Below are 25917 nucleotides of genomic sequence, written 5' to 3'. Positions count from 1 at the left end.
TTTTATGGCTGAAATCCGTAGTCGAGAAACTGCGGTCTGCCTCGGGGGGCTGGACAGGATACAGTAAACCCGCGGGAATCCTTTCGGATTTTGGCTCCGCGGGTTTACCTTCTCATCCCGGATCAGCTCCGGAAAAGGTTTAGATTCAGTTCCCTGATGATGGATTGAAGCGCCGCCTGCCCCTTGACGGTATTCCCTGCGGGATCCAGGGGAGGCGAAAAAGCCGCCATGGCCAGCTTGCCGGGAGCTACGGCTACCAGGCCGCCTCCCACGCCGGACTTGGCCGGAAGGCCGGCTTTGTACATCCAGTCCCCTGTGGAATCATAAAGGCCTGACATGCACATTTCCGCCAAAATGGGGGGAACGTTCTCCTCTTTCACCACACGCTTCTTGCTGACGGGATTGACTCCGCCGTTGGCGTAGCAGGCGCCCATCAGGGCCAGCTGGGAAGCGGTGATATTCAGGGAACACATGCGTGTGTACAAATCCACAATCATGGGCGGCGTATTGTAAAAATAGCCGTAGCTGTCCAGCAGCCAGGCAATGCCGCGGTTGTGCTGGTTGGTAGCGCTTTCCGACTTGTAAATCTCCTGGTTCACAGTCAGGGCCGTGTTGGCGAAGTTATTGAAATTATGGATCATGTTTCCCCATATTTCATCGGAATCCGAACCGTTGACCAGGCTGACCGTCGCCATGGCCCCTGCGTTGACCAGGGGATTGAGGGGCTTGCCGCCGTGCAGCTCAATGGCCATTACGGAATTGAAGGGTTCCCCGGTGGGGTCCGCTCCGATTTTCGCGCGCAGCTGCTTCATGCCGATCAGATCCATGACATAAGCCAGGTTGAATGCCTTGGAAATGGATTCAATGGCAAAGGGTGCGTCCGCGGAACCTGCAGTCAGCAGGTCTCCGTTGACGGTGACCACGGCAATAGCCAGCAGGTCGGAAGGCACCTGGGCCAGGGCGGGAATGTACGAGGCGTTTTTGCCTCCCTGGACGGTTTTGGCGTAGGCGTATGCGTTATCCAGGGCCGTCCGGATTTGTTCATTGGAAGGAATGTTACTCATGGGATATGGAATGGCTAGGGGTTGCTGCGGAATGGGAATCATTGTTTTTCTCCCATCCGAAGGGTTCAAAGGCGTCTTCGGGATCCACCGGCCGTTTCCAGGAGGGTTTGGCCATGGCATGGATGATAAAGGGAATACCCGCGAAAATGAAGGTGCCCACCACCAGAAGGAGAATGTACATGGTACTGCTGCCTACGGTAATTTGGTTAGGCGGGATGAAGCTCACCAGGAAAGCCGCCAGGCTGGCCAGGAAGCCGAGCCCTCCGACAATCCACATGCCGAAGGTTCTGCCGCCGGGAATGCGGAAAGTACGGGGCGTATTCGGTTCCCGGTAGCGCAGGTAAATGCCTGACGCGAACATCAGCATGTACATGATGAGGTACAGAATGATGGTCAGCTGGGAAATAATCTGGTAGGCGGATTGCACGGAAGGCATAATTACAAACATGATGGAAAGCAGGGTGACGATTCCCCCCTGGATAAAAAGGATGCCCATCTGGACGTTGTTCTTGTTCCGCTTCTGCATGACAGGCGGAAGGTTACCGGCCAGGCCCACCTGGTACAGGCCTTTTGAGGGGCCTCCCACCCATGCGGTTACCTGGGCCAGAACGCCTATGGCCAGCGCAAGCGCCAGAATCCAGTTCATCCAGCCGAGGCCGAAGAAGCTGAAATAGCTGTCATAAGTAATCAGCAGGCTCTGCACCAGATTAATCTGGGAATTGGGAATGATGAAGCCGATGGCCAGCGTGCCCAGAACGAAAATAAGCACCGTAATGATGGCGGAAATCAGAATGGCCAGCGGATAATTGCGTCCGGGATTATTCACATCCTTCACATGCACGGCGGACATTTCCATCCCTGCGTAAAACAGGAAGATGCTGGCTGCCAGAACGAGGTTGTTGAAATTGCTCATGTCCGGCACCAGCTTGTCCCAGCTCATATCCAGCAGGATCGGGTTGCCGCCGGCCCAATAGCCCAGACCCAGCAGGATCAGGATGGCTCCGGGAATAATGGTTCCGATGATGGTTCCCCATTTGGTGACGCCTGCGGAAGTCTTCATGCCGCGCAGATTAAGCAGGGTGGCCGCCCAGTACACGCACAGCACCACGATGAGAACATACCATTTATTGGCGGCAAGCGCTTCATCCCATCTTTGTCCGGGCCCCATGAAAGCCAGGGAAACGGCGGCGAATGTCAGAACGGTAGGGAACCAGATGGTACTCTCAATCCATTGCAGCCAGATGGCCAGGAACCCCCATTTTTTCCCGAATGCCTCGCCTACCCAGCGGTAAACGCCGCCCTTTTGGGGCCATCCAGTAGTAAGCTCCGCGGCGACCAGGGAAACAGGCACCAGAAAGAATACCGCGGCGAAAATGTAATAAAAAACGGAACTCAGTCCGTAAGTGCTTTCCGCAGGCATGCCGCGCAGGCTGACAATGGCGGAAACGTTGATCATGGCGAGAGTGAATACTCCCATGCGGAGGACGGATTTTACCGCCGGAGCGTTATTGGTTGTTGCGGGGCCTGTTGGAGCAGCCCCTGGTTGAGTCGTATTATTCATTGGTTTATTCCGGGTTGAGAATTGGGACGGCGTAAAGAAAGTGCCGACACCGGCCTTATCTGGACGACCAGACGGGAGAACCTTTCGTTGAAGGGATGATGCAGATAGATCTGCCGGAGTTTGTCTTAACGGAGGCCGGGGAAGTTGTTCAGCCCGTCCCCATGGCCATTTGGCCGGCAGTAGATGCGGGGGATGTCAGGCAGCGCGGAAAAACATGGTTATTCCCTCCGGTTGTTGGGAATAAATATATATTTTAAAAGAATATTGATTGGTAATAATTTATTGTAATTAGTAACAATTATTCAAAAATGAATCATTGATCTGTTCCGTTTTCCGAGATACATAAGAATAGTGAATATAGAGAAGCGTTGTCTTCTTTGATGTTCGTCCCTCAATCGTCAATTATCTGGATTTTATGAAAGATCAACAGGTTCAGCGTCATGCGAATTCTCTGCCTGATAATTCCCTCACAGCGTCCGGAGGTGTGCCGGTCCCGTTTAACAAAGAGGCCGGGGCGTTCAGCGGCAGCTGGGACTGGGGGATTGTCGTTGATCCGCTCGGCCCGGGGGAAACGGCGGAGTGCCGTCTGATGCTGGGGGTGGATGATAACGGCTCTCTTACTGTTGACGGCGAGGGAATTTTCATTCCTGGGGAGGGCAAATACCATGGAGGGTCTTATAGGGAAAAAAGCTTGAGCTTCCCCATTGAACCGGGACCGCACCGCGTGCACATGACTTATGAGAACGTGGCTGTTCCTCCTGAATGGACTAATCTCGCCATCCTTAATTATTCCATTGAAGTCATGGTTTCGGATGGAACCTCCTCATCCTCCTATCAGCCGGATGAAGGTTATCCGGAACCCGTAAGTACGGAAGATGAGGGGGAAGACGTGCCGTGTGAATGCGGGGAGGAGGCTGCTGGCGGCAATGGCTCCCAGAGCAGTTCCAGTTCTCCCTGTCCGGAGGAAGACAACGGAGAAGGGGATAACGGTGAAGATGAGGATCCCTGCACCTGTGAAAACAATGAGGGCGGCAGCAGCTCTTCGGCGCGCGGCGCGCGCTCTTCCTCCACCCTTTACGGTTCGTCGGCCGCCGGCAGGCGCGTGGTTGCCCGGACGCTCAAGACGGAAATGATCTGGCGTACCAATTTCGGCTCTTTCCGGGGCATGACGGGTCTGCCTCAGGGATTGCTGGAAATAGTAGGATACACATTCTCGGCTGAGCTCTGGTCCCCACGTGCGCTTCATTACTGGCATCCGATGACTCGTGAAATCATCTCCGCGCCATCATCGGGCATCGGGGCGAATACCGCTTTCCAAATCAGGAGCGGAGGAACTGCCATTAACTACTACTGTTACGCGGATGGAGACGGCAGCAGGGGTGACAGCGTGGCCCCCATTGCAGGATCCGCCAAGCGCGGGGGCTCGGCGTGGTTCGGGAGGAGATCCGCTTCTCCGGCAAGGGCGGGAGAATTCTGCCTCAGTATCCGTTCAAACGCGGGCAATACCGTTAACTATACCGCAGGTTCGGCCTCTTCCTTGAAATACGCCACCGGCTACACCGCTAAAAACGGCGCGGCTTACACAAGAGAAGAATTTGACGGAAAGCTGGATATCGTGCGGGCTTCGGATGGAAGCATCCGGCAGATATGGAACCTGTGGGACGGGCTCGCCAACATCGAAAATGTCACGGAGTCCGGTTACCGCATCGCCCTCTATCTCCCCGAGCAGGTGGGCGGGAAAAACAGTTCCACCGGCCTTTATTCCGTCACGGGCGACCCCTTTAAAACCTTCACAATTACCGGGGACGCGGCTGCGGGCAGACTCTCCGTTACCGAACAGACCGCCGGGCGCGCGCCCTACACCACCCGCTACTGGCAGGGAGCCGACGGAGCATGGAACATGGCGCAGGGGGAAGGAGAAGACGCCATATTCACTCTGAAAGAAAAACAGATCGTTTCGCCCGGCACGTGGAAACTCATCACCACCATCCAGCGGGGGGAAAACGGCGCTCCCATCTCCCGCGTCTGTGAGACTTATGCCGTCACCCGCAATGGCAATTTGTGCACCAGCCGTATTGAAGGCTACGGAACGGACTACGCCCGGGAAACGACTTACGAGTACACCGGCATGGGAAAAATCGCGAAGGAAACTGCTCCTGACGGAAGTGTCAAAACGTGGGCATACGACCGTTTCGGCCGTGAAATCGTGTCCAGCGTCCCCTGGGCGGAAGCCGGCGATAAGGTCACTTACACCACGTATCGGGACCAGACGCAGGCGGATCCGGATATCCTCACCCAATGGGTGACGTTGACGGCCACTGCGGCGGAACTTTGGCGCGCGGATTACACCTACGTTGAGGAAAATCATGTGCGGCGCGTGGAAAAACGCACGACCGCATTGGGGGAAGAAAACGTGCGTCTGGAAGTGAAGGAATCCTGGCTCGGCACGGCTCCCAATGTTTATGCCCGCGGACGCCTGAAGATGAAACAGGGCATGGACGGCATTCAGACGCATTATTTTTATGAAGAGACGGACCAGTACGGAGCCCTTTACAAAGTGACCGCGGAAACGCGGATAGCGGGAGAGAGCGTCCCCGGCCTGAGCTCGCGGAAGGTTACTTACGTCTCCGGCCAGGGCAATAACATGCGTTATGAGCAATACGCCCGGCTGGCCGATGGCGCCTGGTCCATGACGGACGCGTCTTCTTATGAATATGACGTTGAGAACCGTTGGGTAAAGCGCACCCGCGCCAATGGGCGCGTTTACGAGCGCATGATGACCTGCTGCGGCCCGTTGTGGGAAAGGGATGAAAATGGAGTGACCACTTCCTATTCCTACAATACGGCCCGCCAGCTGGTGGAAACCATCCGTTCAGCCGTTACGGACGGGGAAACCATGATCACTCCGGAAACCATCACGAGCTATACCCGTGATGCTCTCGGTAAAATTACCTCCCTGCGCAGGGATGCAGGCCCAATGACGACGGTGGAAAGCCGGGAATACGATTTGCTGGGGCGCCTGATAAGAGAAACCGATATTCTGGGGCGCACCACCGTCCGCTCTTACAGCGGGGATGGCCTGGTAGAAACAGTTACCACGCCCGCCGGCGCTACGCTCATCACCCGGAAAAGCCCTTCCGGAACAGTAGTGCGGCGTTACGGCACCGGGCAGCAGGATATCCTTTATACCGTTGAGGCCACGGCGGAAGGGATCCGCACGACGGAGGCTGTGCCGGGCGGGGAGGGGGGAGAGCCCCGCGTCGTGACGGGAAGCTCCACCGTCAACGGCTTTGGCGAGCTTGTACGGATTGCTGCCGCCAATACCCTGAATGGGGAAAACGTGCGCACTCTTGCATACGATGACAAGGGGCGCCTTATCAGGGAACAGCTGGCGGACATGGCGCCGACACTCTATGCCTATGATGCCTTTGGGAACAGGACAAGGGCAATCGTCGCCCTGGAGGATGAACCGACCATCCTGAACTCCCGCATTACTGACTACGCTTATGTGGCCGAGAGCCGTGAAGACGGCATCTACAGACTTGTTTCCATAACAAGTTATACTTCTTCAGGTACTCCCGTTCTTCAAAAGCAGGCGGCCCTGCTCTCTGCTCTGAGTTCTGTTCTTGCAGGCAAAACCGTCATGACGGATCCCCGCGGCCAGGATACCGTGGAGTGGACGGAGTATGGCGGCGGTTCTGTCCGCCTGCAGAAGAAAACCGTGCCCGGCGTCGGGAGCGTTGCCCTCACGCGCGTCGTGGACGGATTCACGACGGCGGTTACGGGCTTTGACGGCGCGACCGCCCGTCGGCAGCGCACTTATACGGAAACGGGCATCACCTATGCGGACACAGATGTGCGCGGTAACGTCTTTACCGCCGTCTGCGACATCACCGGCCGCATCATTTCCGGCACGGATGCCGCGGGCAACACGACCACCTACGCTTATGCCCAGCCCTTTGATCTGCCTACCTGCGTTACCAATGCCCTTGGTAAAACGGCCTGTTCCGTTTATGATATCCGGGGCCGCAAGGAAGCCGAATGGGGGACGGCCATACAGCCCGCCGTATACGCTTATGACGCCGCCGGCCATATAGTGAGCCTTTCCACCTTCCGTGATCCCGGGGATGTCATCACTACTGATCCCCGCCTCCGGACGGATGGGGACATCACCTCCTGGACGTACGATGTCGCTACGGGGCTGGTTGTCCGCAAGACCTATGCCAATGCCACCCATGTGGATACCGCTTATGATGCGCTCAACCGCGTTTCCGCTACGACGGACGCGCGGGGAACCGTTGCCTCCCGCTCCTACGCCCCCCTTACCGGGGAGCTTACCTCCATTACCTTTAATGACGACGGTTTTACCCCCTCCATCAGCAGCCGCTACAATCATCTGGGGCAGCTGACGCAAATTGAAGACGCTTCCGGAACGCGCACGTTCACGTACAATCAGTATAACGAACAGGAAATGGAAACGACGGCTGGCCTTGCGGCAAGCGTCTTGACCCTCCGCCGTGACGGAGTGGGGAGGCCCGCGGGCTACTGTCTGGACTATGCGGGCGCTGCCGCCTTGCGGACGGCATGGGGGCATGACGCCTCCGGAAGGCTTTCCACCGTCTCGCTGAACGCCGTCGCGAAGCCCTTCACCTACGGCTACAATGCGGAAAGCGGCCTGCTGGACACTCTTGATTACCCCAACACGTTGAAATGGCGGCGCACCCTGGAAGAAAAGCGCGACCTCCCGGTGAATATTGACTACCTGCGCCCCGGCAGCGCCAACTACCCGGCCAAAACCGACTACTCTTACGATGTGCTGGGGCGTCCCGTCACGAAGAAAGACTATTTCAACACGTCCGCGCCCGACCTCACCCACGCCTACGCCTACAATGACAGGAATGAACTTGTGAGCGACGCGATGAGCCGGGGCGGCATATACAGTTACGCCTACGATAACATCGGCAACCGCACAACCTCACGGGAGGGAACGGATTCCCTTCCCGCCACATACGTTGCCAACCGGCTCAATCAATACACGGATATCACCGAGGGTACGGAGCCGCCCTTTGTTCCCACCTATGACGCCGACGGCAACCAGACGAAAATTCAGACGTCCACGGGAGAATGGGAAGCCGCCTACAACGCGTTGAATCAGGCGGTCAGCTTCACGCAGGGGGACAGGCGTATTGAGTGCGTTTACGATTATCTGAACAGGAGGGTAGAAAAATCCGTCTATGAAGGGGAAGCGCTCATGTCAAGGAAACGGTTTATCTACCAGGGTTACCTGCAAATCGCGGAACTGGATGCTGCGGACGCTTCGGAATCCGCTGAACCCGTCCTGCGTAAAACGTACCTGTGGGATCCCCTGGAACCGGTAGCCACGCGCGTCCTGGCGATGAGCGTCTTTGATGAAACGGGAACTTATGTGGAAGATCTTTATTATACGCATGACGCGTTGAAGAACACAACGGCGCTCTTCGGCATCAAGGCGGGCCGGCGAGCCTTGTACGAATACGGCCCGTATGGGAATGTTCTCAAGATGGAAGGCAATGCGGCAGAAATCAATCCCTTCCGCTTCTCCAGCGAGTATGCTGATGACGAGCTGGGGTTGGTTTATTACAATTACCGCTACTATAATCCCCAAGATGGAAGGTGGATCAGCAGAGATCCTGTCGATGAACAGAGCGGATGGAATCTTTATATCTTTGTCAAGAACAATACATGCCTGTACTCTGATACGCTTGGACTTTCTGAAGATGCTGAAACGGAATGTTGCAAGGATGGTGTAAAATACTCTAAAATTGCGGATGACGCAGGAAGGGAATGTTGCGAATATGAAATACAGGAAATTTTTATTCTGGTTAAACCATTCAGGAATTTGCTAGGAAATGTAGGACATGCTTGGGTCAAAACGCCCAATATGCAGAGAGGTCTCTACCCCGGAAGTTGGCACAAAGGCGCTTTAGGCGTTGGAGCCGGAGAAATTCAGGATGATGCCCATAATGAAGGAGCTGCCGATCCTAGAAATTCCTACACTTATAAAGCCTGTCCTGAGTCAGTAAGTAAAGTTGAAGAGCAGATCCGGGAAGATGAAAAGAATGTCCCTCTATATTCACTATACAACTCGGGAGCAAGAAATTGCTGCGGATGGGCGTGTGAAATCGTGGAAAGAGCTGGTTTTGTAGCCCCGTTTGCCCCCGATACTTCTCTTCTGGCTCCAGCTCCTCAAGGGCATAGAGGCTATGGCGAAGGAAGAGTGCCTTGCAAATAAACAAAAAGGGAATTAATAAATTATTTAAGATGAAAAAGAAAATGTGGATCGTCATAGGAATAGCCGCTCTTTACTTCATTTATTTACCGTTCTCCCTCTTCTGGTCGGGCATAGATAAGGGAAACGGTATGAAGAGGAGTGTAACTCTGTTGAAAACAGTGAAAAAGGATTTGGAACTCCATAAGATATTTGCCCGGCATGGAATGAAATTAACAGGCGATGGAGCTTCCTGGAGAGGTAAAACTTGTGAGATCTGGTTCGTTGTCGAAGACGGAACGAATGCCCGGATTCCTCCGGAAGTCGAGGAGTATCTGTTAAACAACCCAGACCTCGTGAAAGGCTGCCGTATCGAAGTGCAAATCAAAATTCCCCCTGAATCAAAAGAAGAGCCTTACAGGGTTTGTTGCGAAAAAATATATTTTCCATGGAGACTTTTCTATTAGATAAATGCGGAATTATGTTTCCTATTTCTACGGGAATCGCTCTTTTTGGTTCATCTTTTTCTAATTCTTGATGGATGGAGCCATATGTTCTCGTTGCCGGCCAACTTCCTGCGGCAACTGATGAAAGAAGCGGTATAAAATGATTTCAGGCATGCGCCAGCATTAATCATGAAATCTTACACTCCTTCACTCATCGGATGGATAGCGCTGTTTCCTACAGCTTGTGTAACGCTATTCGACAAAAACATTAGCTTTCCTGTCTCTCTATCTATAACATTAGGATTGGCAATGTTCATCGGTCAATTTACAAGCCTGTTTTGGGGATTGTGTGGCATCATCGTGAAGCCGAACAGAAAAGACGATCTTATTGCGCTTATATTGTTGGGTATATGGCTTGTCATCATGATCATAGGGTTCGCGACAGGTTCTTGATACGGTGATCATTAAGTCCGCCTAGGTTTCAGAGGATAAACACTAAGTCATTAAACAATAAGGCAGGACATGCCTGAGAAAACCGGTAACGTCTGCCATGAAGGATGATCGTCCGGAGGGCTTCACCAGGGCAGATGAAAATGTTTCCTGTAACGGTTTTGCAATAGGGGGGGACAGGTTTTTCTGTACGGGCCATCATATAAAACCCGCACATCATCAAGATTTGTGCGGGTCTTTTGCTATAAAAAAGTTGGAGCGGATGATGGGATTCGAACCCACGACATCAACCTTGGCAAGGTTGCGCTCTACCCCTGAGCTACATCCGCTTTAAATGATTGGAGCCTTACAGCGTCCGTGTGCCGAGGAGTATATAAGGTTTTCCGGTCTTGGCAAGATTTTTTTAGAGAAAAAATCCTGTTTCCCCGGAATACGGATGTCGCCGCCGGCATGGGGACGCAGCAGAAGAAAGTGTTCTGGTCTGCGATACATGTTGTTCCGTTCCTTGTTGATGCCGTTTTTGGGAAAACGGTGGGGGGCGCATAAAAACGGGATTGTTCCGTAAAGGCCCGTTTGGGCCTGCCTTGGAACAATCCCGTTGAAAGGGACAATCAGAGGGCTCAGTAGCTTCTGGCCCACAGAACGCGGCGTGTCGTCATGCGTCCGGTGAGGATGCAGGGAGCCGGTTCGCCCTGGCCCAGTTCGCCGAGCGGGATGCAGCGGATGGAGATGCGCAGCCGCTTAGCCAGTGCTTCTTCTTCTTCCGGCGACCCGTCCCACGGCACCTGGAGCCAGTCTGCGTCTCCCTCACCGGAGAAGTTTTCTTCCAATTCCCGCAGCGTGGAGGCAGGGCGGATATGGGAGTCCCGGAAGGAAATGGCCCGCTGAAGCAGGGCGTCCTGGATGCTTTGGAGGATATCCGCAGCGGTATCGATCAGTTCCGTTTCCGGGACGAAGGATTTTTCGTTGGCGGGCCGGTCACGCCGCTGAAGGCAGACGGAGCCTTTTTCCAGGTCCCGGGGGCCTATTTCCAGGCGCACGGGCACGCCTTTTTTCACCCATTCCCATTTCTTGGCGCCGCCGCCCAGATCGCGTTTGTCCACCAGCACGCGCAGCGGCTGGCCGTGGAAGGTTTTGGCGCGGAGGGTGCGCGCCAGCTCCTCGCAGTGGTCCAGAACGGCCTGGCGGCTTTCTTCCTTGGGCGTGACGGGAATAATAACGATTTGCTGGGGAGCGACGCGGGGCGGGCAGACGAGTCCGTCGTCGTCGGAGTGCATCATGATGAGCGCTCCGATCATGCGGGTGGAAACGCCCCAGGAGCTTGTCCATGCGAATTGCTGGGTGTTGTCCCGTCCGGCGAAGCAGATGTTTTGGGATTTGGAGAAGTTCTGCCCCAGGAAGTGGGAGGTCCCGGCCTGGATGGCCTTGCGGTCCTGAACCATGGCTTCCACCGTGTAGGTCTGCTCCGCGCCGGGGAAGCGTTCCGCCTCCGTCTTTTCCCCGGGAATGGTGGGGATGGCGAGCACGTCCCGCTGGAATTCCTCATAAACCTTGTGCATGGTGAGGGTTTCCTCAATGGCTTCCTCCCGGGTTTCATGGGCCGTATGCCCTTCCTGCCACAGGAATTCGGCCGTGCGCAGGAAGATTCGGGGCCTCATTTCCCAGCGCATCACATTGCACCACTGATTGACCTTGAGGGGCAGATCGCGGTAGCTGGAGGTCCAGCGGGCGAAAGCCGCACCGATGACGGTTTCCGAAGTGGGCCGGATGACGAAGGGTTCCGTAAGCTCCCCGGTGGGAATCATGCGTGTCTTGCCGGTGGTTTCATCCTTCTGCGCTTCCAGCCTGTGGTGGGTGACTACGGCGCATTCCGTGGCGAAGCCTTCGGCATGCTCCGCTTCCTTTTCCAGATAGGAGATCGGAATCAGGAGGGGGAAATAGGCGTTCGTGTGGCCGGTGTCCTTGAAGCGCTGGTCCAGGTCTTTCTGAATGAGTTCCCAGATGGCGTAACCCCATGGCTTGATGACCATGCAGCCGCGCACCTCGGAATTTTCCGCCATGTCGGCGGCCTTGATGACTTGCTGGTACCACTCGGGAAAATCCTGGGCGCGGGTAGGGGAGATTGCGGTTTGTTGAGACATATTGGATGGTTTGTTGAATAGAACGGGCGGAGCCCGCAAAGGAAATTCGGAATGCTGTTAAAAGGGGGCGTTTTTGTATTCCCGGTAATTGCTGTAGGCGAAGAGGGCCATGAAGATGGGGATAAAGTAGCCGTGGAAGAGCTGAAAACTGAGCAGTCCGATGAGGATGGCCGTGATGAAGCCGGTCATGAATACTTTCCTGGGGGAGCGGATGTACTGGGCGATCAGCTGGCCGCCGTCCAGGGGATAGATGGGCAGCAGATTCAGGAGGGTCCACCATTCTCCAATCATGATGAGGCAGGAGAGGATGTACAGCTTGGGGGAGATGAGCGCCGCTGTGAAGGGGCTGATGGCCAGGTCCCAGAAGTCCAGGTTGTGAGAGGCCATGACGGGAGCGACGATGTTCCAGGTGAGCCACAGGCTGATGATGCCCAGCAGCAGGGTCATCATGGGGCCCGCCAGAATCATGAGGGCCCTGCCTCCGCGCGTCAATTGCATGCCGTGGCTGCTTGTCAGGCCGCCGAAGAGTTCCAGAACAATCGTCTGCTGGCCGCCGCCCAGCCTGCGTCCCACCAGCGCGTGCCCCATTTCATGGGACAGGATGGCGATGAAGCCGGCAATGACGAACAGGGCCGGATAAATGAGATCTTCCACGCTGCTGATGCTGAGGGCGCCGCCGAAAATGGCCAGCACCACCCAGAAGCTGGGGCGGATGTAAACAGGTATCCCGAACAGGGTGAAATGAACCATGCGCGAGAGGGTAAGGGCAGATTCCCGTTTTGCCAAGCCCGGAGAATGTGCATGCCCCGTTTTGGCGTTGGAGAGGCGCAGCGAATTGTGTTAAACGGTTTTCATGAGGCTGTTTTTCATCATTCCGTGCTGTGCCGTGCAGGCCGTCCTGGGGTATGACGGGCCGCCGCCCCTGACGGAGGTGGACGGCCGTTCCCCCATCCGCATGGGCGGGGAGATGCTTGGCGGCTACCGTTCCTATTATGTCCACCGGGGAGAAAAGATGGGGGGGGATTCCTTGGAGGGCCAGATTTCCGGCGGAGCCTCCCTGTCGGATTCCTGGGCGGTGAGCGGGGAACTTTTCGCCATCCGCAACTGGCAGCGCCGCCATTTCAGCCAGACCACCTTGCACGGAGAAGTCCAGTATTATCTGGCGGACGAATGCACGGCCGGTTTTTTTGTCAACGGACAGCGGTATGATTCCTGCCCTCTGAAGAACGGGGCGGAGCCGGGACTTTCCCTTAAATGGAACCCCACTCCTTCCTGGTCTTTCCGCGGCTCCCTCCTGTATGATTCCGGCCAGGAGGGGGTGTATTCCCAGTGGGGCGTTACCTGGCAGCCCCTGCTGTGCGAATCCGTCGCCATGGTGAATACGGTTTCCCTGGGCTTTGTCCATGATTATCTGGGAAGGAACGGCCTGAAAGAGCTGATGGTGCGCACGGGGGCGCTGTGGGCCGTTTCCGGCGGTCTGCGGGTGGAGCCTTTCCTGGGATGGTATTGCGGCTACGGGCGGGACGATTTCAAAAAAGTAGTGCTGGGGCTTTGGTGCTCTTACGTTTTTTAACGGGCGGATTTCTCCGGTTTTCCGGCATTTTCCTGTTGCCAAACGGGGAGGCTTGGTCATAATGGTCTGCGTATGATGAAGCCTACACTTCTTGTTTTAGCAGCTGGCATGGGCAGCCGTTACGGCGGTCTCAAGCAACTTGATCCGATGGGCCCCAACGGGGAAGTCGTTCTTGACTACTCTGTTTATGATGCCATCCGGGCCGGTTTCGGAAAAGTGGTATTCATTATCCGCCGTGACTTTGAAGATATTTTCAAGGAAAAGGTCGGCAGCCGTTTTGCCGGCAAGATTGAGGTGGATTACGCTTTCCAGTCTCTGGACGACCTGCCGGAAGGCTTCTCCGTGCCGGAAGGCCGGGAAAAGCCCTGGGGCACCGCCCACGCCCTGCGTGCCGCCCGCCACGTGGTGAAGGAACCCTTTGCCGTAGTGAATGCGGATGACTTTTACGGTGCGGATGCTTTTGTGCAGGCCGCCAAGTTCCTGACCTCCACTACGGATGAACCCGGCAAGGCCCATTACGGCATGATCGGCTATCCGCTGAAGAACACCCTCTCCGACAACGGGGACGTGAACCGCGGCATTTGCTCCATCAAGGACGGCCTGCTGGACGGCGTGGAGGAATTCGTGAAAATCCAGGCTGACGAAGACGGCGTCGTGCGCGGCAACAACCTGAAGGGCGAACGCCTGCCGGTGGATCCCTCAGAACTGGTTTCCATGAATTTCTGGCTGTTCTCCCCCTCCTTCATTGAACTGACGGAAGATCATTTCATTGACTTCCTGAAAGAACACGGCCAGGAACCCAAGAGCGAATGCTTTATTCCCACCGTGGTGGACGCCCTGATTCATGCGGACCGGGCGGATTGCGCCGTTCTTCCCACTTCTTCCTCCTGGTTCGGCATGACCTATCCGGGGGATAAGCCCATGGTTGTGGAAGGCATCAACAAACTTATCCAGCAGGGCGTATACCCTGAAAAGCTCAACTAAGCCTTTTTTCCTATGCACGATCTCAAGGCTGTATCAACCCTGTTCGATCTCCGCGGCGATTTTGTCCACGGTTACTCCTACGGCAGCGGCCACATCAACGACACCTACTGCATCTGGGTGGATCAGGCGGGACAGCGTATCCGTTACATCCTCCAGCGCGTGAACCATAATGTGTTCAAGCAGCCCATCCCCCTGATGGAGAATGTAAAGCGCGTAACGGACCACGCTCTGAAGCGCCTGAAAGAGGAACAGTGCCCGGAAGCTTACCGCCGCACTCTCACGCTGGTTCCCTCCGTGGACGGCAAGCCGTACGCCCTGGATTCGGACGGCAACTGCTGGCGCGTGTACCCGTTCATTGAACGCGCACGCACGTATGACCAGATTGAAACTACCAAGCAGTGCCAGGAAGCGGCGCGCGCCTTCGGCGAGTTCCAGAAGCTCACGGCAGACCTGCCCGGAGAGCCCTTGTTCGAAACCATTCCCAATTTCCACAATACTACTTCCCGCCTGGCGGCTCTGAAAGAAGCCATCCAGTCCGACCCCCTGGGGCGCGTGAAGGAAGTGCAGAAGGAAATAGACTGGTATCTTTCCCGCGAGGCGGACTGCCACATGGTGGTGGATTACCTGAAATCCGGGGAATTGCCCCTGCGCTGTACGCACAATGATACCAAGCTGAACAATGTGATGCTGGACGATGTAACCGGAGAAGGCATTTGCGTGATTGACCTGGATACCACGATGCCCGGTTCCGCCATTTACGACTTCGGCGACATGATCCGGACGGCCACGTCTCCCGCCGCGGAAGATGAAAAGGACGTCTCCAAGGTCACGATGCGCATGTTCATGTTTGAAGCTCTGGTGCAGGGGTACCTGAGTTCCGCCAAGAGTTTCCTGACGCCTCTGGAAAAGAGCCTGCTGCCGTTCTCCGGCAAATTGCTCACGATGGAATGCGGCATCCGCTTCCTGACGGACTACCTGTCCGGTGACGTGTATTTTAAAATCCACCGTCCGGAACACAACCTGGACCGTTGCCGTACGCAGATGGCCCTGGTGGAATCCATTGAGGCGCAGATGGATGAAATGAAGGCCATTGTGGACCGCTATTAATCAATATTTACCAACATCGGAAGAACATGAAGATTCTCGTAACCGGCGGCGCCGGATTCATCGGTTCCCATATTGTGGAACACTATCAGGATAAGGCGGAAGAAATCCGTGTGCTGGACAACCTGCGCACGGGCTATCTCAAAAACCTGGAAGGGCTCAGGCACACATTCATCGAAGGTTCCATCTGCGACCGGGAGCTGGTGCGCCAGGCGGTGCAGGGGGTGGACTATATTTTCCATATGGCCGCGCTCGTCTCCGTGCCGGAATCCATGAGCAAGATCGGCGAATGCATCGACATCAACGTCAACGGTTTGCTGAACGTGCTGGAGGAAGCTTCCGCCGCCGGAGTCAAAAAAATCGTGCTGGCGTCTTCCGCCGCCATTTATGGAGATAATCCTACGGTGCCCAAACTGGAAACCATGTACCCGGAACCCAAGAGCCCCTATGCCATTACCAAGCTGGACGGGGAATACTACCTCAACATGTTCCGGGCGGAAGGAAAAATCAATACGGCGGCCGTGCGCTTCTTCAATGTCTTCGGCCCCCGGCAGGACCCCAAGGGTGCCTATGCCGCGGCCGTGCCCATTTTCATTGAAAAAGCTGTCAAGGGGGAAGACATCACCGTGTATGGGGACGGCTCCCAGACGCGCGATTTCATCTATGTGAAAGACATTGTAGGAGCCCTGACCTTTGTGGCGGAACACCCGGAAGTCACCGGCGTGTTCAATGCCGGTTACGGCGGCCAGATCACCATTGAAGAGCTGGCGCAGAACATCATCAAGGCTGCGGGATCTTCCTCCAAGGTGCTTCATGCGCCGGAACGTCCGGGAGACGTCAAGCATTCCCGCGCCTGTGCGGACAAGCTCCGCAATGCCGGATGGCAGCCCAGGCATACTTTGCCGGAAGGCCTGGCGACGACGCTGGAATACTTCAAGGGAATTCTGGGCAGGTAGCCTTCCGTAATTTCCGGTTTTATATTACTCCGGACTGTCTCCGCTCCTGTAGCGGAGGCAGTCTTTTTTATGGGAAATTGGGGATGTGTATGACAAATTGGACGGGTGTTGAAATTTGGATCATGCAAAAAGACTTTTCCCATTATGGGAAAAGAAGAAGAGCGGGGGGAGGAAGAATGAAAAAATGATTTATGGTCAAAAGTTTTTCATGAATTTTCACAGTCCTTTGGTTTGACAATAAGGTAATTGGCTGAAGCCGATGTCCCGTATTTGTTAGAGGAAAAAATTTTCTGCGGGAAAAAGCCGGACTGGCATTGAATATCATTGACGGGAGAAAGGCGCGATAATAGAGACTTCGGGCGATATGCGTTCCTTCAGAGATTCTTCCGCCAAGCAATGGCCTGCGTTTAAAGATCCCTGTTTTGAATTGGCCTTGGCCCGCCGGAAGGAGGAAGCCCGCTGGGGATGGATACCTTTTGCCGTATTCGTCTTCTTTTTGTTTGTGTACCGCTTCTTTGGCCTTGTCATGCCGAGCAATAATGCGGACGGCTCGCAGTCATGGCTCTTTTTGCTGGTGCTGGCAGGCTGGGGGCTTCTGGCTCTCGTCCACATGGTTGTGATTCCCATCTGGATGCTGATCGCCTCCCTTCATTACTGGGAGGTGAACCGCAGGGGATTGGCTGTTGCGGGGCTGCTGTTCAGCATTTTGGCTCCTGTCAGCATGGTTTTCATGCTGTCCTGCTGGTCCATGTTTGGATAAAGGTGCATTTTCCGTCCTGAGGGGGGAACGGTGTCGCTTCCGCCAAACTTTCAGGATTCCGGGGATTGGCCTTTTCTCCGGCCTTTCAACCGGGTAAAGTGTTTCCGATGGATTTGTTCAGTTTACAGGAAGCGGAAGCGAGGGAAGGCTTTGAGCCCGGGGCGGACACTTCCGCCATGCCGCTGGCCGCGCGCATGCGCCCGCGCACCCTGGATGAAGTGGCCGGGCAGAAGCATCTGCTGGCTCCGGGTAAGCTGCTGAGACGGGCAATTGAGACGGACCGGTTTACGTCCCTGATTTTCTACGGGCCTCCCGGGTGCGGAAAAACTACTCTGGCCGCCGTCATCGCCCGGACGACGAATGCCCATTTCATGATGCTCAACGGCGTGGAATCCAATGTAGCGGACATCCGGAAAAAAATAGCCCAGGCGCAGATGAGGATGAGCATGCACGGGCGGAAAACCGTTCTTTTCGTGGATGAGCTGCACCGGTTCAACAAGGCTCAACAGGATGTTCTGCTTCCCCATCTGGAAAAGGGTACGGTCAGGTTTATCGGGGCGACCACGGAAAACCCCTATTTTGCGATTAACTCCCCCCTCCTGTCCCGTTCCCAGGTTTTTCCGCTGGAGCCGGTGCCGGAGGAGGAGCTGGCCGCCCTGCTGAAGCGCGCCCTGGCGGATGAGGTGCGCGGGCTGGGCGCATCCCGCGTGGATATGGAGGCGGAAGCCCTGAACCATTTGGCCGCCAAAGCGGACGGAGACGCCAGGAAGGCGCTCACGGCTCTGGAAGTGGCTGTTCTGTCCACTCCTGCGGGGAAAGACGGCGTCATTCATGTGGACATCTCCGTAGCGGAGGAATCCATCCAGCGCAAGGCTATCAGATACGACCGCCTGGGGGATTCCCATTACGATACGATTTCCGCTTTCATCAAATCCATGCGCGGCTCTGACCCGGACGCCGCCCTGTATTGGCTGGGTATGATGCTGGAAGCCGGGGAGGATATCCGCTTTATAGGAAGAAGGCTGGTCATCGCCGCGTCGGAGGATGTAGGGCTGGCGGATTCCAACGCCCTGCGCGTAGCTTTGGACGCGGCGCGCGCGGCGGAAATGGTCGGCATGCCGGAAGCACGCATTCCTCTGGCGCATGCTGCGGTTTACCTGGCGACGGCCCCCAAGAGCAATTCCGCCTACGTGGGCATCAATGCCGCCATGGATGACGTGCGCAATGGGAAAACGCTGGCAGTGCCGGAACACCTGCGGACGCCAACGCGCAAGAAGCTGGCTGCCGCCGGAGGCGTGGACGCCGCTAGGCTGGAATACCTTTATTCCCACGACTATCCGGAACATTACGTACCCCAGGCCTACCTCCCGGAAGGCCGCGTGTATTACACCCCCACCGGAAACGGGCTGGAACTGAGGATCAGGGAACGCATGGAATACCGCCGTCAACTGGCGGAGAACGCCGGGGAAGGCGGGAAGAAGGGGTAATTCTCCCTTGAAAACGCGGGAATGAGAAGAAGGTTTCCCTGATTGCTCCTTTGAAGCTGCCGGGAATGTTGTTCGGCCTTGGCCGGCAAGAAGCAGGGAGAGAGGGCTGCTTCCGCTTGGGCGCTGGCTGGAAATTCTTCTCCCATCGGAAAAAAGGCAGGAAATTCCTTGGGAATGTCCTGCCTTCGTGAAGGTTGTGAATGGCGGTTTTGTTAGTTTGCCAGCAGGAATCAGGATTCCTTGGTCACAATGATGTCGCAGTCCGCATCGAACCATCCGTGGCCCTGGCAGTCGAAAACCAAGTCCGGCTTTTCGGAACCGGAGAGGCGCAGGGTGAATTCGCGCCCGTTTTTGTCCTGCCGGTCCTTGGGCAGTTCGCTGACTACGCGGTTGCCCTTCATGAAGCGGGGGTTGCGGATATTGCAGCCGCCGCTGTTCATCTTGAAGGTAATCTTGTAGTTTCCGGGGCCGTCAAGCATGCTGCTGACGTTGACGCGGGTAGGCGTCAGTTCCGGACGCAGGTCGTAGCCTGTGAAGTGAGGACTTTTCAGGGTGACGGGTTCCGTCAGGTAGCGGTAGTAGTTCTGGGCGCCTATTCCCATGAGGGTTTTAGGGGATATCCTGGCGATATCCGTCAGGGTCTTCAGCGTCTGGTCCTTTTTCCCCTCATTGCGGTAGAGCCAGAACCTGGCCGCCATGACCTGTTGTTTTTGAAGGGGAGTCAGGCCGGGGGTTTTGAGCTGTTTGTTTACATAGGCATGGGCGGTTTTGTAATCATTTGGACCGCCGTCTTTGGCGGAATCATTCACCATTCTCTGCACTTTTTCGATGTAGGGCAGATGCCTGAACGTGTATTTGAAGTGCACTCCCTTGATGTCTTCCGGATCCGCCTTTTTGATTTTTTCCAGAATATCCTTTCTGGCAGAGGCCGCATAAGGAGGAAGCTGCTGAAGCCCTTCTCCGTAAAGAAGGGCCGCGGCTGTTCCGGATGAAGCGGCGGCTTTTTCCCACAGGGCATTGGCCTTGTTTTGCTGTTTTACGGCTTCCATTGCCTGTTTCATGACGGCTGGCAATGTTTCCCTGGAGACGCCTTCCGACAGGAATACCATGTTTCCGGTGGGGGAGACCACCTGAAGGGCGGGGATGTTCCAGATTTCCCCCGGGGGCTTGGGCAGTTTCTGCTCTTCTTCCGTCATTTCCTCACGCTCGTCCTGGATACACCAGAGCACGGGTTCCGGGGTGTTCTTGGCCAGGTGTTCCACAGCGCGGGTGATTTCACGTGATTTTGGGGACCAGTCCGTGCCGGCCCATACGACGATCATGTATTTATTGACGGTTTTCGCCTCGTCTTTCACGGCGCTGTAAGCGGGGAGGGCCGCCTGGACAGGGGCGGACAGGAAGAGGGCTGCGGCCAGCAGGCCGGAAACGGGATTGATGTGATGAAGCATGGCGTTAATGGAGAATTTATTTTTCGTAAACGAGGATATGGCGCAGGTGCATGAATTCCGGCTGTGCGTTTTTGGCTTCCACCTTGATCCACTTGGCTTTGGTGCCTTCCGGAGCGGTGATGACCCATTCCTTGGGCATGTTTTCCGTGGCGGCCAGGGGGAACCAGGTGGCTCCGTCCGTGGACGTGGAGACCTCCATTTTCTTCATCCGGTTTTCATTGCCGTCGCGCTTGGTGACTACCAGCCCGGCCAGGTTCACTCCGTTTTTCAGTTCTACAATGACGTTCGGATTGGCTTCCTTATCCGTATGCTGGGCTCCGCCGCAGGGACGCAGCAGGTTGATATGGTCCCAGGGGCTGTCCCACTGGCTCGTGGTGGAGCACCGGACCATGCCGTCTGCGGGCACCAGTTTCCAGCCCTGCGGAATGGACGCCTTGACCGTATTGTTCGTCGCATTGGCGCCGGAGAAAGAGGCCGCCGCTTTGCTCAAGGCCTGGAAGGCCGGAATGGAGCGGGCCGTTTCCGTGGCATAGATGGCTTTGCCGTAGGCTTCCTTCAGCTTTTTGGGGTCGGGGGCTTTCCCGGAGGTCCCGGTTTTTCCCGTTTGCTGGGCTACCTTGGCGAATGCGTTGGAGAACACGTCCGCCTGTCCGTTTTCCACAAAGTTTTTCACGCCCCATTCCAATGCCTGGCCAAAGTTGGTGCCGTCCCCCGTTTTCAGGTGGGTGGATAGGACTGTTTCCAGATAGGCCGCTTTTTCCTGCGGATTTGCCAGGAAGGCGGATTGGGAGTCCAGCACGGGCTGGAATTTCACCGCCCATGATGTGGGAGTGGTGGCGATGGCTTCATGCAGGTCCCGGAACCAGGCAATCCGGTCTGCGGGCGGAATATCCATCAGGAATTTATTCTGCACGTCCTTGAGGATGTCGAATGCGGCAAAGCCGTTGCCCTGATAGTGGGAAAGGGCGTCCTTGGCGTAAACGTACCAGTCGACAGGTTGCATGCCTTCCTTTTCCATCAGCAGGCGTTGAAGCTCCGTGCGGAAGAACGGGTGCAGCGGTGTTTGCCTGAGCGCTTCCTCCCATGCCTGAATGGCCTTGTCCTTGTTGCCGGAAGCCTCGTCCAGCCGGGCCTGGGCGGCCCACAGGTAGGCCTGGTCCGCCTTATCGTTGTCAGCAAAGACATTTTCCATCAGCAGGTAGGAAGTCGGAGCCTGGGAGCCGAAGATATGGTTGTGCATGCCTCCGTCTGGTCCGCCGAAGCCGCCTTTCCATTCCCCCCGCTTCACGCGCACCGCGTACGCGCAGTGGCCCGGTTGTCCTACCGGATAAGCGGGGATGCCGTGGGCCTGGGCCGCCATGGTGCCAAAATAGGAGAGGCCGCCGCAAACGCCGCCGATGATCTGCGTGTTTTCCGCGGTCGTGTTAAGATCCCTCCACGGCACGTAGAAAAGGGGCCCCTGAATGGTATCGCCAAAGAAATTGTGGCCCGTATAGGGAGCGGCCCAGCAGGCGGCCGTGTATCGCCGCCAGGGGAGGTTGACGTGTTCATTGCTCCATTCATAGGATTTATCGTCCCAGGGACTTCCCACGACGAAGCGCATTTCCCATGGGCGCAGTTTGATGAATCCCGGATGCAGTTTGTTTTCCTGATGCAGTTTTTTGAAAATCCGGTAGCGGCGTACCGGATTGCTGTTGGCGGAGTTGGTTTTAAGCCTTCCCGCTACGGGGCCGGTGGAAAAGACAGAGGCCAGTCCGGTGGCCAGGGATTGGTAATTCCGGAAATCCGGGCTCTTGCCGTCCGCTTTCCAGATGTCGGAGAGGATTTGAAGGCCTTCCGGTGAATTTTCCGGAATCAGGCCTGCTCCAAGGTAAAGCTCCATCCACGCCGGGTCCTGTAGAAAGGTTTTGATGAAAGCGGCATCTTGCGCGCTTTTGGAGAAAACGGCTTTCACCTTGTCCGGTCCCGTGACGCGCAGGAGTTCGTGAATGTCCAGCAAATGGCGGTACTGCTTGTTCTGGAGCAGTTTCTGTTCGGATTTCGTTTGTTCTCCAGCCTTCAGGAGGGTGGAGCGCAGTTCCGTCTGCAGGCCATCAAAGTCTCCGGAGGCAATTTTTTGTGCCAGGGGCGCCGGCAGGCGGCTGGAGGAGGCCGGCGTTTCCGTTTCAGTTTCCGTCAGGCCCTGTGCCGCGCAGACGGGAGCCGCGAGCAGGGAAGTGCAGAGAAGAAGATGTGAAATATTCATGTGGAAGGGATTACTTGATAATAGCAGAAAGAGGTGGGAGGGAACCAGTGCGTTTTTCGACTTATTACGATGCCGGAAGGACGTTTTTATCATCCTTCGCGGCATATTTCAGCACAAATGGTCACAGAGCATTTTGACGCCCAAGCCGATGAGGATGAGCCCGGCTCCCGCTTCCAGATGAAAGGTCGGAAAGCGGTGCAGCCGTCTGGTCAGGAAAAAGCCGGCCGCCGTGCACAGGAAGGTGGTGAAGCCGATGGCGGCGGCGGGGAGAAGCACCGCGTGGAGGGTAGGGTCGGTTCCACACTGGGCGGATGAAAGGTAAATGCTGACGCCCGCTACCAGCGCGTCGATGCTGGTGGCGATTCCCACGGCCATAAGGGTAGGAAACGTCAGGCTGGTGACGTGGGGCATATCCTCTTCTTCGTTGCGGTGATTCCAGCCTTCGCGGAGGACGTTGACCCCGAGGAAGGTGAACACGGCGAAGCCCAGCCAGTGGTCCCAGGCCGCAATATACCGGTGCACGGAGCCTGTAAGCAGAAAACCCAGCACGGGCATCAGGAATTGACCGGCCCCGGTGGACAGGGAGAGCTTGATTCCGTTGCTCAAACGCTTTTGCTTAATGAGCAGGCCGTAGGAGAACGCCACGACGAAAGCGTCCACGGAGAGGGCAAAAGCCAGGAAGATCAAGTCGGCAAGCGGCATGCTCATTGCGGAGAGGCACTCTAGGATATCCCCGGGAAAAAGCAATTTTTTTGTTCCTTGCGCTTTTTCCTGATTCCAAATGCGGCACAGGCGGGTCGGCTGGATTCCTGCTTCCGGCCGAGAGGTTTGGTTGTTTCATGATTTTTTGTTGTATTTCCTATAAAAAACACACCTGTAAAGACACAAGCATACCGGATGGAAGTTTGAAAAAATATTCACTTTTGCTACATGGTATGATTCACGTTTGGAGATATGATATTCTGCGGCGGATGTATTTTTTGATATAGATCTCGTCGGAATTTGTCGGCATGCTTTGTGCTTCATGGCAGTTATTCCCATTGGCCGCCATGTTTGAAAGCATAGTTGCATTATTTTTTAGGGAATAGAAGAACGGCGGCCTTGATTGTTCAAAACCGCCGTTTGTGTCATTGGGAATGTATAATTTCTGTCGAACGACGTTTTTTCCGTCGCCCGGCATATGTTCTTAACCTATTGACGCTTCATTTTGATTGTGTTTCGGCAATGGAATATAAGGCTGCTTTTCCTGCTAATTTTACCCGTGCTCCATCCATGCGGCAATAAAGTGTTCCACCGCGTTTGGAAGCCTGATAACCTATGATGTCGTCTTTTCCCAATCTGTTCGCCCAGTAAGGTATAATGTGACAATGACCGGAACCACAAACGGCATCCTCCGGCACTCCGCATTTGGGGGCAAAGGTACGGGAAACGCAGTCAGTTTCCGCACCTTTTGCGGTTACATGGAGCAAAAAACCGTTCAGGGCATGAACTTTTGATAGATCCGGATTGAGATGTTCGATTATTTTTACATCGTCAAACACGCATAAAAGGTCGCGCCCCATATACGCTTCTCTGGGGATAGCACCGATAGCGTCGATCATTTGCTCCGTTACGGGAACTGGTTTTAATTCATAGGCGGGGAAATCCATTTCATAAAGATCACCATGCCGTTCTACCACCAAATCACCGCTTAAAGTTTGAAAAACAACTTTTGCCGCTTCTTTTTCATAGAAGTTCAAAATAACATAGGAACAGGCTAATGTCGCATGACCGCATAAGTTAATCTCTCCACCGGGGGTGAACCACCGCAGATGATAGCTCCCCCCTTTTTTGACAGCAAAGGCCGTTTCTGAAAGATTGTTTTCAACGGCCATATTTAACATCAATTCCCCGGACGGCCATTGTTCTAAAATGCAAATCGCCGCGGGATTTCCATGAAAAACTTTGTCAGTAAAGGCGTCTATGATATATTGTCTCATTATAATATATTTATTCCAAATCAACTGCAACTTCGGTTCTGCGCAAAATTTTCAGACGCGGGCCCTGGCATCCATGCAGCTTTTTGCGGGCTTGGCGGTAAATACTTTCCATGTACCGTACTGCTTTTATATCTTAACCGTTTATTAAAGCGGGCGACCCAAAGTCCGGATGTTACTCATAAGCATTCAAGGCGGAGCCGCCGGGAAAAATGAATTGATGGACATGAGCGGTGCTTTTCAGGCTCCATGACCGCAGTTTCAAGAATGAAGGCTGGACAGTTGTTGCTGCGTAAGCTTCATCATTGATTGACAAATATGTTCCCGAACCGCACGCATGACTGGCGGAAGGGGGCATTCCGACAGTCATGCGTTGAGGATGGGAAAGAATGCTATTTGCAGTATTTTTTGATATAGGGCAGCACGGCGTCCGCCCAGATGGCGTAGCCTTTTTCCGTAAAGTGCAGGTTGTCCCTGCTGATGCCGGGGAGCAGTTTGCCGGAGGAGTCCAGAAAGCGCCTGTTGATGTTGGCGTAAGTGGTGCGGGGCAGCTTGCACTGGGCCAGAATGGCGTTGATGCGGTCGTTGTGCTGGCGCAGCTTGTCCTGGGGGCCTGTGCCGCGCGGGAAAATGCCCAGCAGGAGGACGTGGGTGTCCGGGAACCTGACCAGCAGGTGTTCAACGGCACCCAGAATTCCCATGGCCGTTTTTTCCGGGGCTTCCCCTCCTTTGAAATGACCTGTATTGTTGGTGCCGATCATGACGATGCAGAGTTTGGGGTCCGTCTGGGCCGGGATGCCGGAATCCGTGATGCGGTAAATCAGGTTGGTGGTTTGGTCCCCGGAAATGCCGAAATTGCAGGGATGATAGGGGGAGAACGCCTTTTCCCATATTGGTTTTCCTTCCCTTTTCCAGTAGTCCGTAATGGAATCTCCTAGGAAAAGGACGCCGCAGGGGTTGTTCTTTATTTGTTCCACCTGCTGTTCATATTGCTTCCTCCACCATTGGGGCTGTTCCCGTGGCAGCGGAGTCAGAGGGGACGGCGCAGCCGTTGAGAGAAGGGAGGCCAGCAGGGAGAAAGAAAGTATATGTAAGATCTTCATTGGCATTTATTGTATGAACGTTTTCCAAAAACACCACATGAAAGTGGTGGCCTTTTTTGCTGCTGCGGTGTGCGGGCAGCTTTTGCTGCAGGGTGTTCCCCCTTGCCAGATTCCGGGGGGTGGTGTAGCTTGTGGGCGGTATGAGTGAGGTATCCCTGCAGCATGGAATGACGCGCCAGATGGCCGTCTCCCAGTCCATGCAGACAGGGATGCAGATTCTTCAGGCTTCCGCTTTGGAATTAAGGCAGATTATCCGTCAGGCGCTGGAAACCAATCCCATGCTTGATGAGTTGCCGGACGCTTCCCCGGAAGCGCTGGAAGACGGTCCGGACGGGGATGCTTGGAATGAGCGGGAGGACGGGTGGAACGAGT

At 55.3% G+C, this 25917-nt stretch carries 18 protein-coding genes, 1 tRNA gene and 1 pseudogene; 10 read left to right on the top strand and 10 right to left on the bottom strand.

Features of this window, described 5'->3' with window-relative positions:
- Window positions 1–122: 122 nt before the first annotated feature.
- Both glsA and gadC read right to left on the bottom strand, forming a co-directional pair.
- Complete coding sequence (gene glsA, locus WW58_RS08470; protein ID WP_022197161.1) at window positions 123–1064, bottom strand: glutaminase A; 942 nt, start codon at window positions 1062–1064, stop codon at window positions 123–125.
- On the bottom strand, window positions 1057–2625 hold the full coding sequence (gene gadC, locus WW58_RS08465; RefSeq protein ID WP_046436904.1) for a putative glutamine/gamma-aminobutyrate antiporter GadC: 1569 nt from the start codon (window positions 2623–2625) through the stop codon (window positions 1057–1059). The genes glsA and gadC overlap by 8 nt, the downstream gene beginning before the upstream one ends.
- 415 nt (window positions 2626–3040) lie before the next feature.
- Here gadC and WW58_RS08460 point away from each other — a divergent pair, with 415 nt between their 5' ends.
- The 3 genes from WW58_RS08460 to WW58_RS08450 all read left to right on the top strand — a co-directional run bounded on the left by WW58_RS08460 (window position 3041) and on the right by WW58_RS08450 (window position 9771).
- On the top strand, window positions 3041–8896 hold the full coding sequence (locus tag WW58_RS08460) for an RHS repeat domain-containing protein (RefSeq protein ID WP_046436902.1): 5856 nt from the start codon (window positions 3041–3043) through the stop codon (window positions 8894–8896).
- A 29-nt stretch (window positions 8897–8925) separates the two neighbouring features.
- Window positions 8926–9339, top strand: a complete 414-nt coding sequence (locus tag WW58_RS08455; protein ID WP_128251875.1) for a hypothetical protein — start codon at window positions 8926–8928, stop codon at window positions 9337–9339.
- Between the two features lie 168 nt (window positions 9340–9507).
- Complete coding sequence (locus WW58_RS08450) at window positions 9508–9771, top strand: hypothetical protein (protein ID WP_046436898.1); 264 nt, start codon at window positions 9508–9510, stop codon at window positions 9769–9771.
- 251 nt (window positions 9772–10022) lie between these two features.
- Here WW58_RS08450 and WW58_RS08445 read toward each other — a convergent pair.
- The 3 genes from WW58_RS08445 to WW58_RS08430 form a co-directional block, all read right to left on the bottom strand.
- Window positions 10023–10097, bottom strand: a tRNA-Gly gene (locus WW58_RS08445).
- Window positions 10098–10388: 291 nt separating this feature from the next.
- Complete coding sequence (proS, locus tag WW58_RS08435) at window positions 10389–11909, bottom strand: proline--tRNA ligase (RefSeq protein WP_022197167.1); 1521 nt, start codon at window positions 11907–11909, stop codon at window positions 10389–10391.
- A gap of 57 nt (window positions 11910–11966) precedes the next feature.
- Window positions 11967–12695: a M50 family metallopeptidase gene (locus WW58_RS08430; protein ID WP_179219363.1), complete on the bottom strand. Its 729-nt coding sequence runs from the start codon at window positions 12693–12695 to the stop codon at window positions 11967–11969.
- A 67-nt stretch (window positions 12696–12762) separates the two neighbouring features.
- Between WW58_RS08430 and WW58_RS08425 the strand changes: the two genes are divergently transcribed.
- The 6 genes from WW58_RS08425 (at window position 12763) to WW58_RS08400 (ending at window position 18773) form a co-directional block, all read left to right on the top strand.
- Window positions 12763–13482 carry a hypothetical protein gene (locus WW58_RS08425; protein WP_022197169.1) on the top strand — a complete coding sequence of 240 codons (720 nt, stop codon included), beginning with the start codon at window positions 12763–12765 and terminating at the stop codon, window positions 13480–13482.
- Between the two features lie 75 nt (window positions 13483–13557).
- Window positions 13558–14466: a sugar phosphate nucleotidyltransferase gene (locus WW58_RS08420; protein ID WP_046436927.1), complete on the top strand. Its 909-nt coding sequence runs from the start codon at window positions 13558–13560 to the stop codon at window positions 14464–14466.
- Between the two features lie 12 nt (window positions 14467–14478).
- Window positions 14479–15573: a phosphotransferase enzyme family protein gene (locus WW58_RS08415; protein ID WP_022197171.1), complete on the top strand. Its 1095-nt coding sequence runs from the start codon at window positions 14479–14481 to the stop codon at window positions 15571–15573.
- Between the two features lie 26 nt (window positions 15574–15599).
- Window positions 15600–16526 (top strand): NAD-dependent epimerase/dehydratase family protein, encoded by a 927-nt coding sequence (locus tag WW58_RS08410; RefSeq protein WP_022197172.1) that lies wholly within the window; start codon window positions 15600–15602, stop codon window positions 16524–16526.
- 364 nt (window positions 16527–16890) lie between these two features.
- A complete protein-coding gene (locus tag WW58_RS08405; RefSeq protein ID WP_046436892.1) occupies window positions 16891–17286 on the top strand; it encodes a hypothetical protein in 396 nt (131 codons plus the stop codon).
- A 107-nt stretch (window positions 17287–17393) separates the two neighbouring features.
- Window positions 17394–18773 carry a replication-associated recombination protein A gene (locus WW58_RS08400; RefSeq protein WP_288143433.1) on the top strand — a complete coding sequence of 460 codons (1380 nt, stop codon included), beginning with the start codon at window positions 17394–17396 and terminating at the stop codon, window positions 18771–18773.
- A gap of 230 nt (window positions 18774–19003) precedes the next feature.
- Here the strand turns inward: WW58_RS08400 and WW58_RS08390 are convergent, their stop codons facing one another.
- From WW58_RS08390 to WW58_RS08365, 5 genes are all read right to left on the bottom strand, one after another.
- Window positions 19004–20221, bottom strand: a complete 1218-nt coding sequence (locus WW58_RS08390) for a hypothetical protein (RefSeq protein ID WP_046436888.1) — start codon at window positions 20219–20221, stop codon at window positions 19004–19006.
- A 16-nt stretch (window positions 20222–20237) separates the two neighbouring features.
- A complete protein-coding gene (locus tag WW58_RS08385; protein ID WP_046436886.1) occupies window positions 20238–22466 on the bottom strand; it encodes a discoidin domain-containing protein in 2229 nt (742 codons plus the stop codon).
- Between the two features lie 108 nt (window positions 22467–22574).
- A complete protein-coding gene (locus tag WW58_RS13355) occupies window positions 22575–23174 on the bottom strand; it encodes a manganese efflux pump MntP (protein WP_146018789.1) in 600 nt (199 codons plus the stop codon).
- Window positions 23175–23668: 494 nt separating this feature from the next.
- Window positions 23669–24445, bottom strand: coding sequence for a PhzF family phenazine biosynthesis protein (locus WW58_RS08370; protein ID WP_046436882.1), 777 nt, complete (start codon window positions 24443–24445; stop codon window positions 23669–23671).
- A 389-nt stretch (window positions 24446–24834) separates the two neighbouring features.
- Window positions 24835–25545 carry a GDSL-type esterase/lipase family protein gene (locus WW58_RS08365; RefSeq protein ID WP_288143432.1) on the bottom strand — a complete coding sequence of 237 codons (711 nt, stop codon included), beginning with the start codon at window positions 25543–25545 and terminating at the stop codon, window positions 24835–24837.
- Between the two features lie 140 nt (window positions 25546–25685).
- Between WW58_RS08365 and WW58_RS08360 the strand changes: the two are divergent.
- A pseudogene (locus WW58_RS08360) lies at window positions 25686–25917 on the top strand (hypothetical protein); the annotation flags it as partial.

Source organism: Akkermansia sp. UNK.MGS-1 (assembly GCF_000980515.1).
GTDB classification, from domain to species: domain Bacteria; phylum Verrucomicrobiota; class Verrucomicrobiia; order Verrucomicrobiales; family Akkermansiaceae; genus Akkermansia; species Akkermansia muciniphila.
This window is presented reverse-complemented; position numbering and strand designations above follow the sequence as displayed.

Bases quoted from the DNA above. Each gene is read 5' to 3' on its own strand.
- glsA (WP_022197161.1), bottom strand. From the start codon at position 1,064: ATGAGTAACATTCCTTCCAATGAACAAATCCGGACGGCCCTGGATAAC.
- gadC (WP_046436904.1), bottom strand. From the start codon at position 2,625: ATGAATAATACGACTCAACCAGGGGCTGCTCCAACAGGCCCCGCAACA.
- WW58_RS08460 (WP_046436902.1), top strand. From the start codon at position 3,041: ATGAAAGATCAACAGGTTCAGCGTCATGCGAATTCTCTGCCTGATAAT.
- WW58_RS08455 (WP_128251875.1), top strand. From the start codon at position 8,926: ATGAAAAAGAAAATGTGGATCGTCATAGGAATAGCCGCTCTTTACTTC.
- WW58_RS08450 (WP_046436898.1), top strand. From the start codon at position 9,508: ATGAAATCTTACACTCCTTCACTCATCGGATGGATAGCGCTGTTTCCT.
- proS (WP_022197167.1), bottom strand. From the start codon at position 11,909: ATGTCTCAACAAACCGCAATCTCCCCTACCCGCGCCCAGGATTTTCCC.
- WW58_RS08425 (WP_022197169.1), top strand. From the start codon at position 12,763: ATGAGGCTGTTTTTCATCATTCCGTGCTGTGCCGTGCAGGCCGTCCTG.
- WW58_RS08420 (WP_046436927.1), top strand. From the start codon at position 13,558: ATGAAGCCTACACTTCTTGTTTTAGCAGCTGGCATGGGCAGCCGTTAC.
- WW58_RS08415 (WP_022197171.1), top strand. From the start codon at position 14,479: ATGCACGATCTCAAGGCTGTATCAACCCTGTTCGATCTCCGCGGCGAT.
- WW58_RS08410 (WP_022197172.1), top strand. From the start codon at position 15,600: ATGAAGATTCTCGTAACCGGCGGCGCCGGATTCATCGGTTCCCATATT.
- WW58_RS08405 (WP_046436892.1), top strand. From the start codon at position 16,891: ATGCGTTCCTTCAGAGATTCTTCCGCCAAGCAATGGCCTGCGTTTAAA.
- WW58_RS08400 (WP_288143433.1), top strand. From the start codon at position 17,394: ATGGATTTGTTCAGTTTACAGGAAGCGGAAGCGAGGGAAGGCTTTGAG.
- WW58_RS08390 (WP_046436888.1), bottom strand. From the start codon at position 20,221: ATGCTTCATCACATCAATCCCGTTTCCGGCCTGCTGGCCGCAGCCCTC.
- WW58_RS08385 (WP_046436886.1), bottom strand. From the start codon at position 22,466: ATGAATATTTCACATCTTCTTCTCTGCACTTCCCTGCTCGCGGCTCCC.
- WW58_RS13355 (WP_146018789.1), bottom strand. From the start codon at position 23,174: ATGAGCATGCCGCTTGCCGACTTGATCTTCCTGGCTTTTGCCCTCTCC.
- WW58_RS08370 (WP_046436882.1), bottom strand. From the start codon at position 24,445: ATGAGACAATATATCATAGACGCCTTTACTGACAAAGTTTTTCATGGA.
- WW58_RS08365 (WP_288143432.1), bottom strand. From the start codon at position 25,545: ATGAAGATCTTACATATACTTTCTTTCTCCCTGCTGGCCTCCCTTCTC.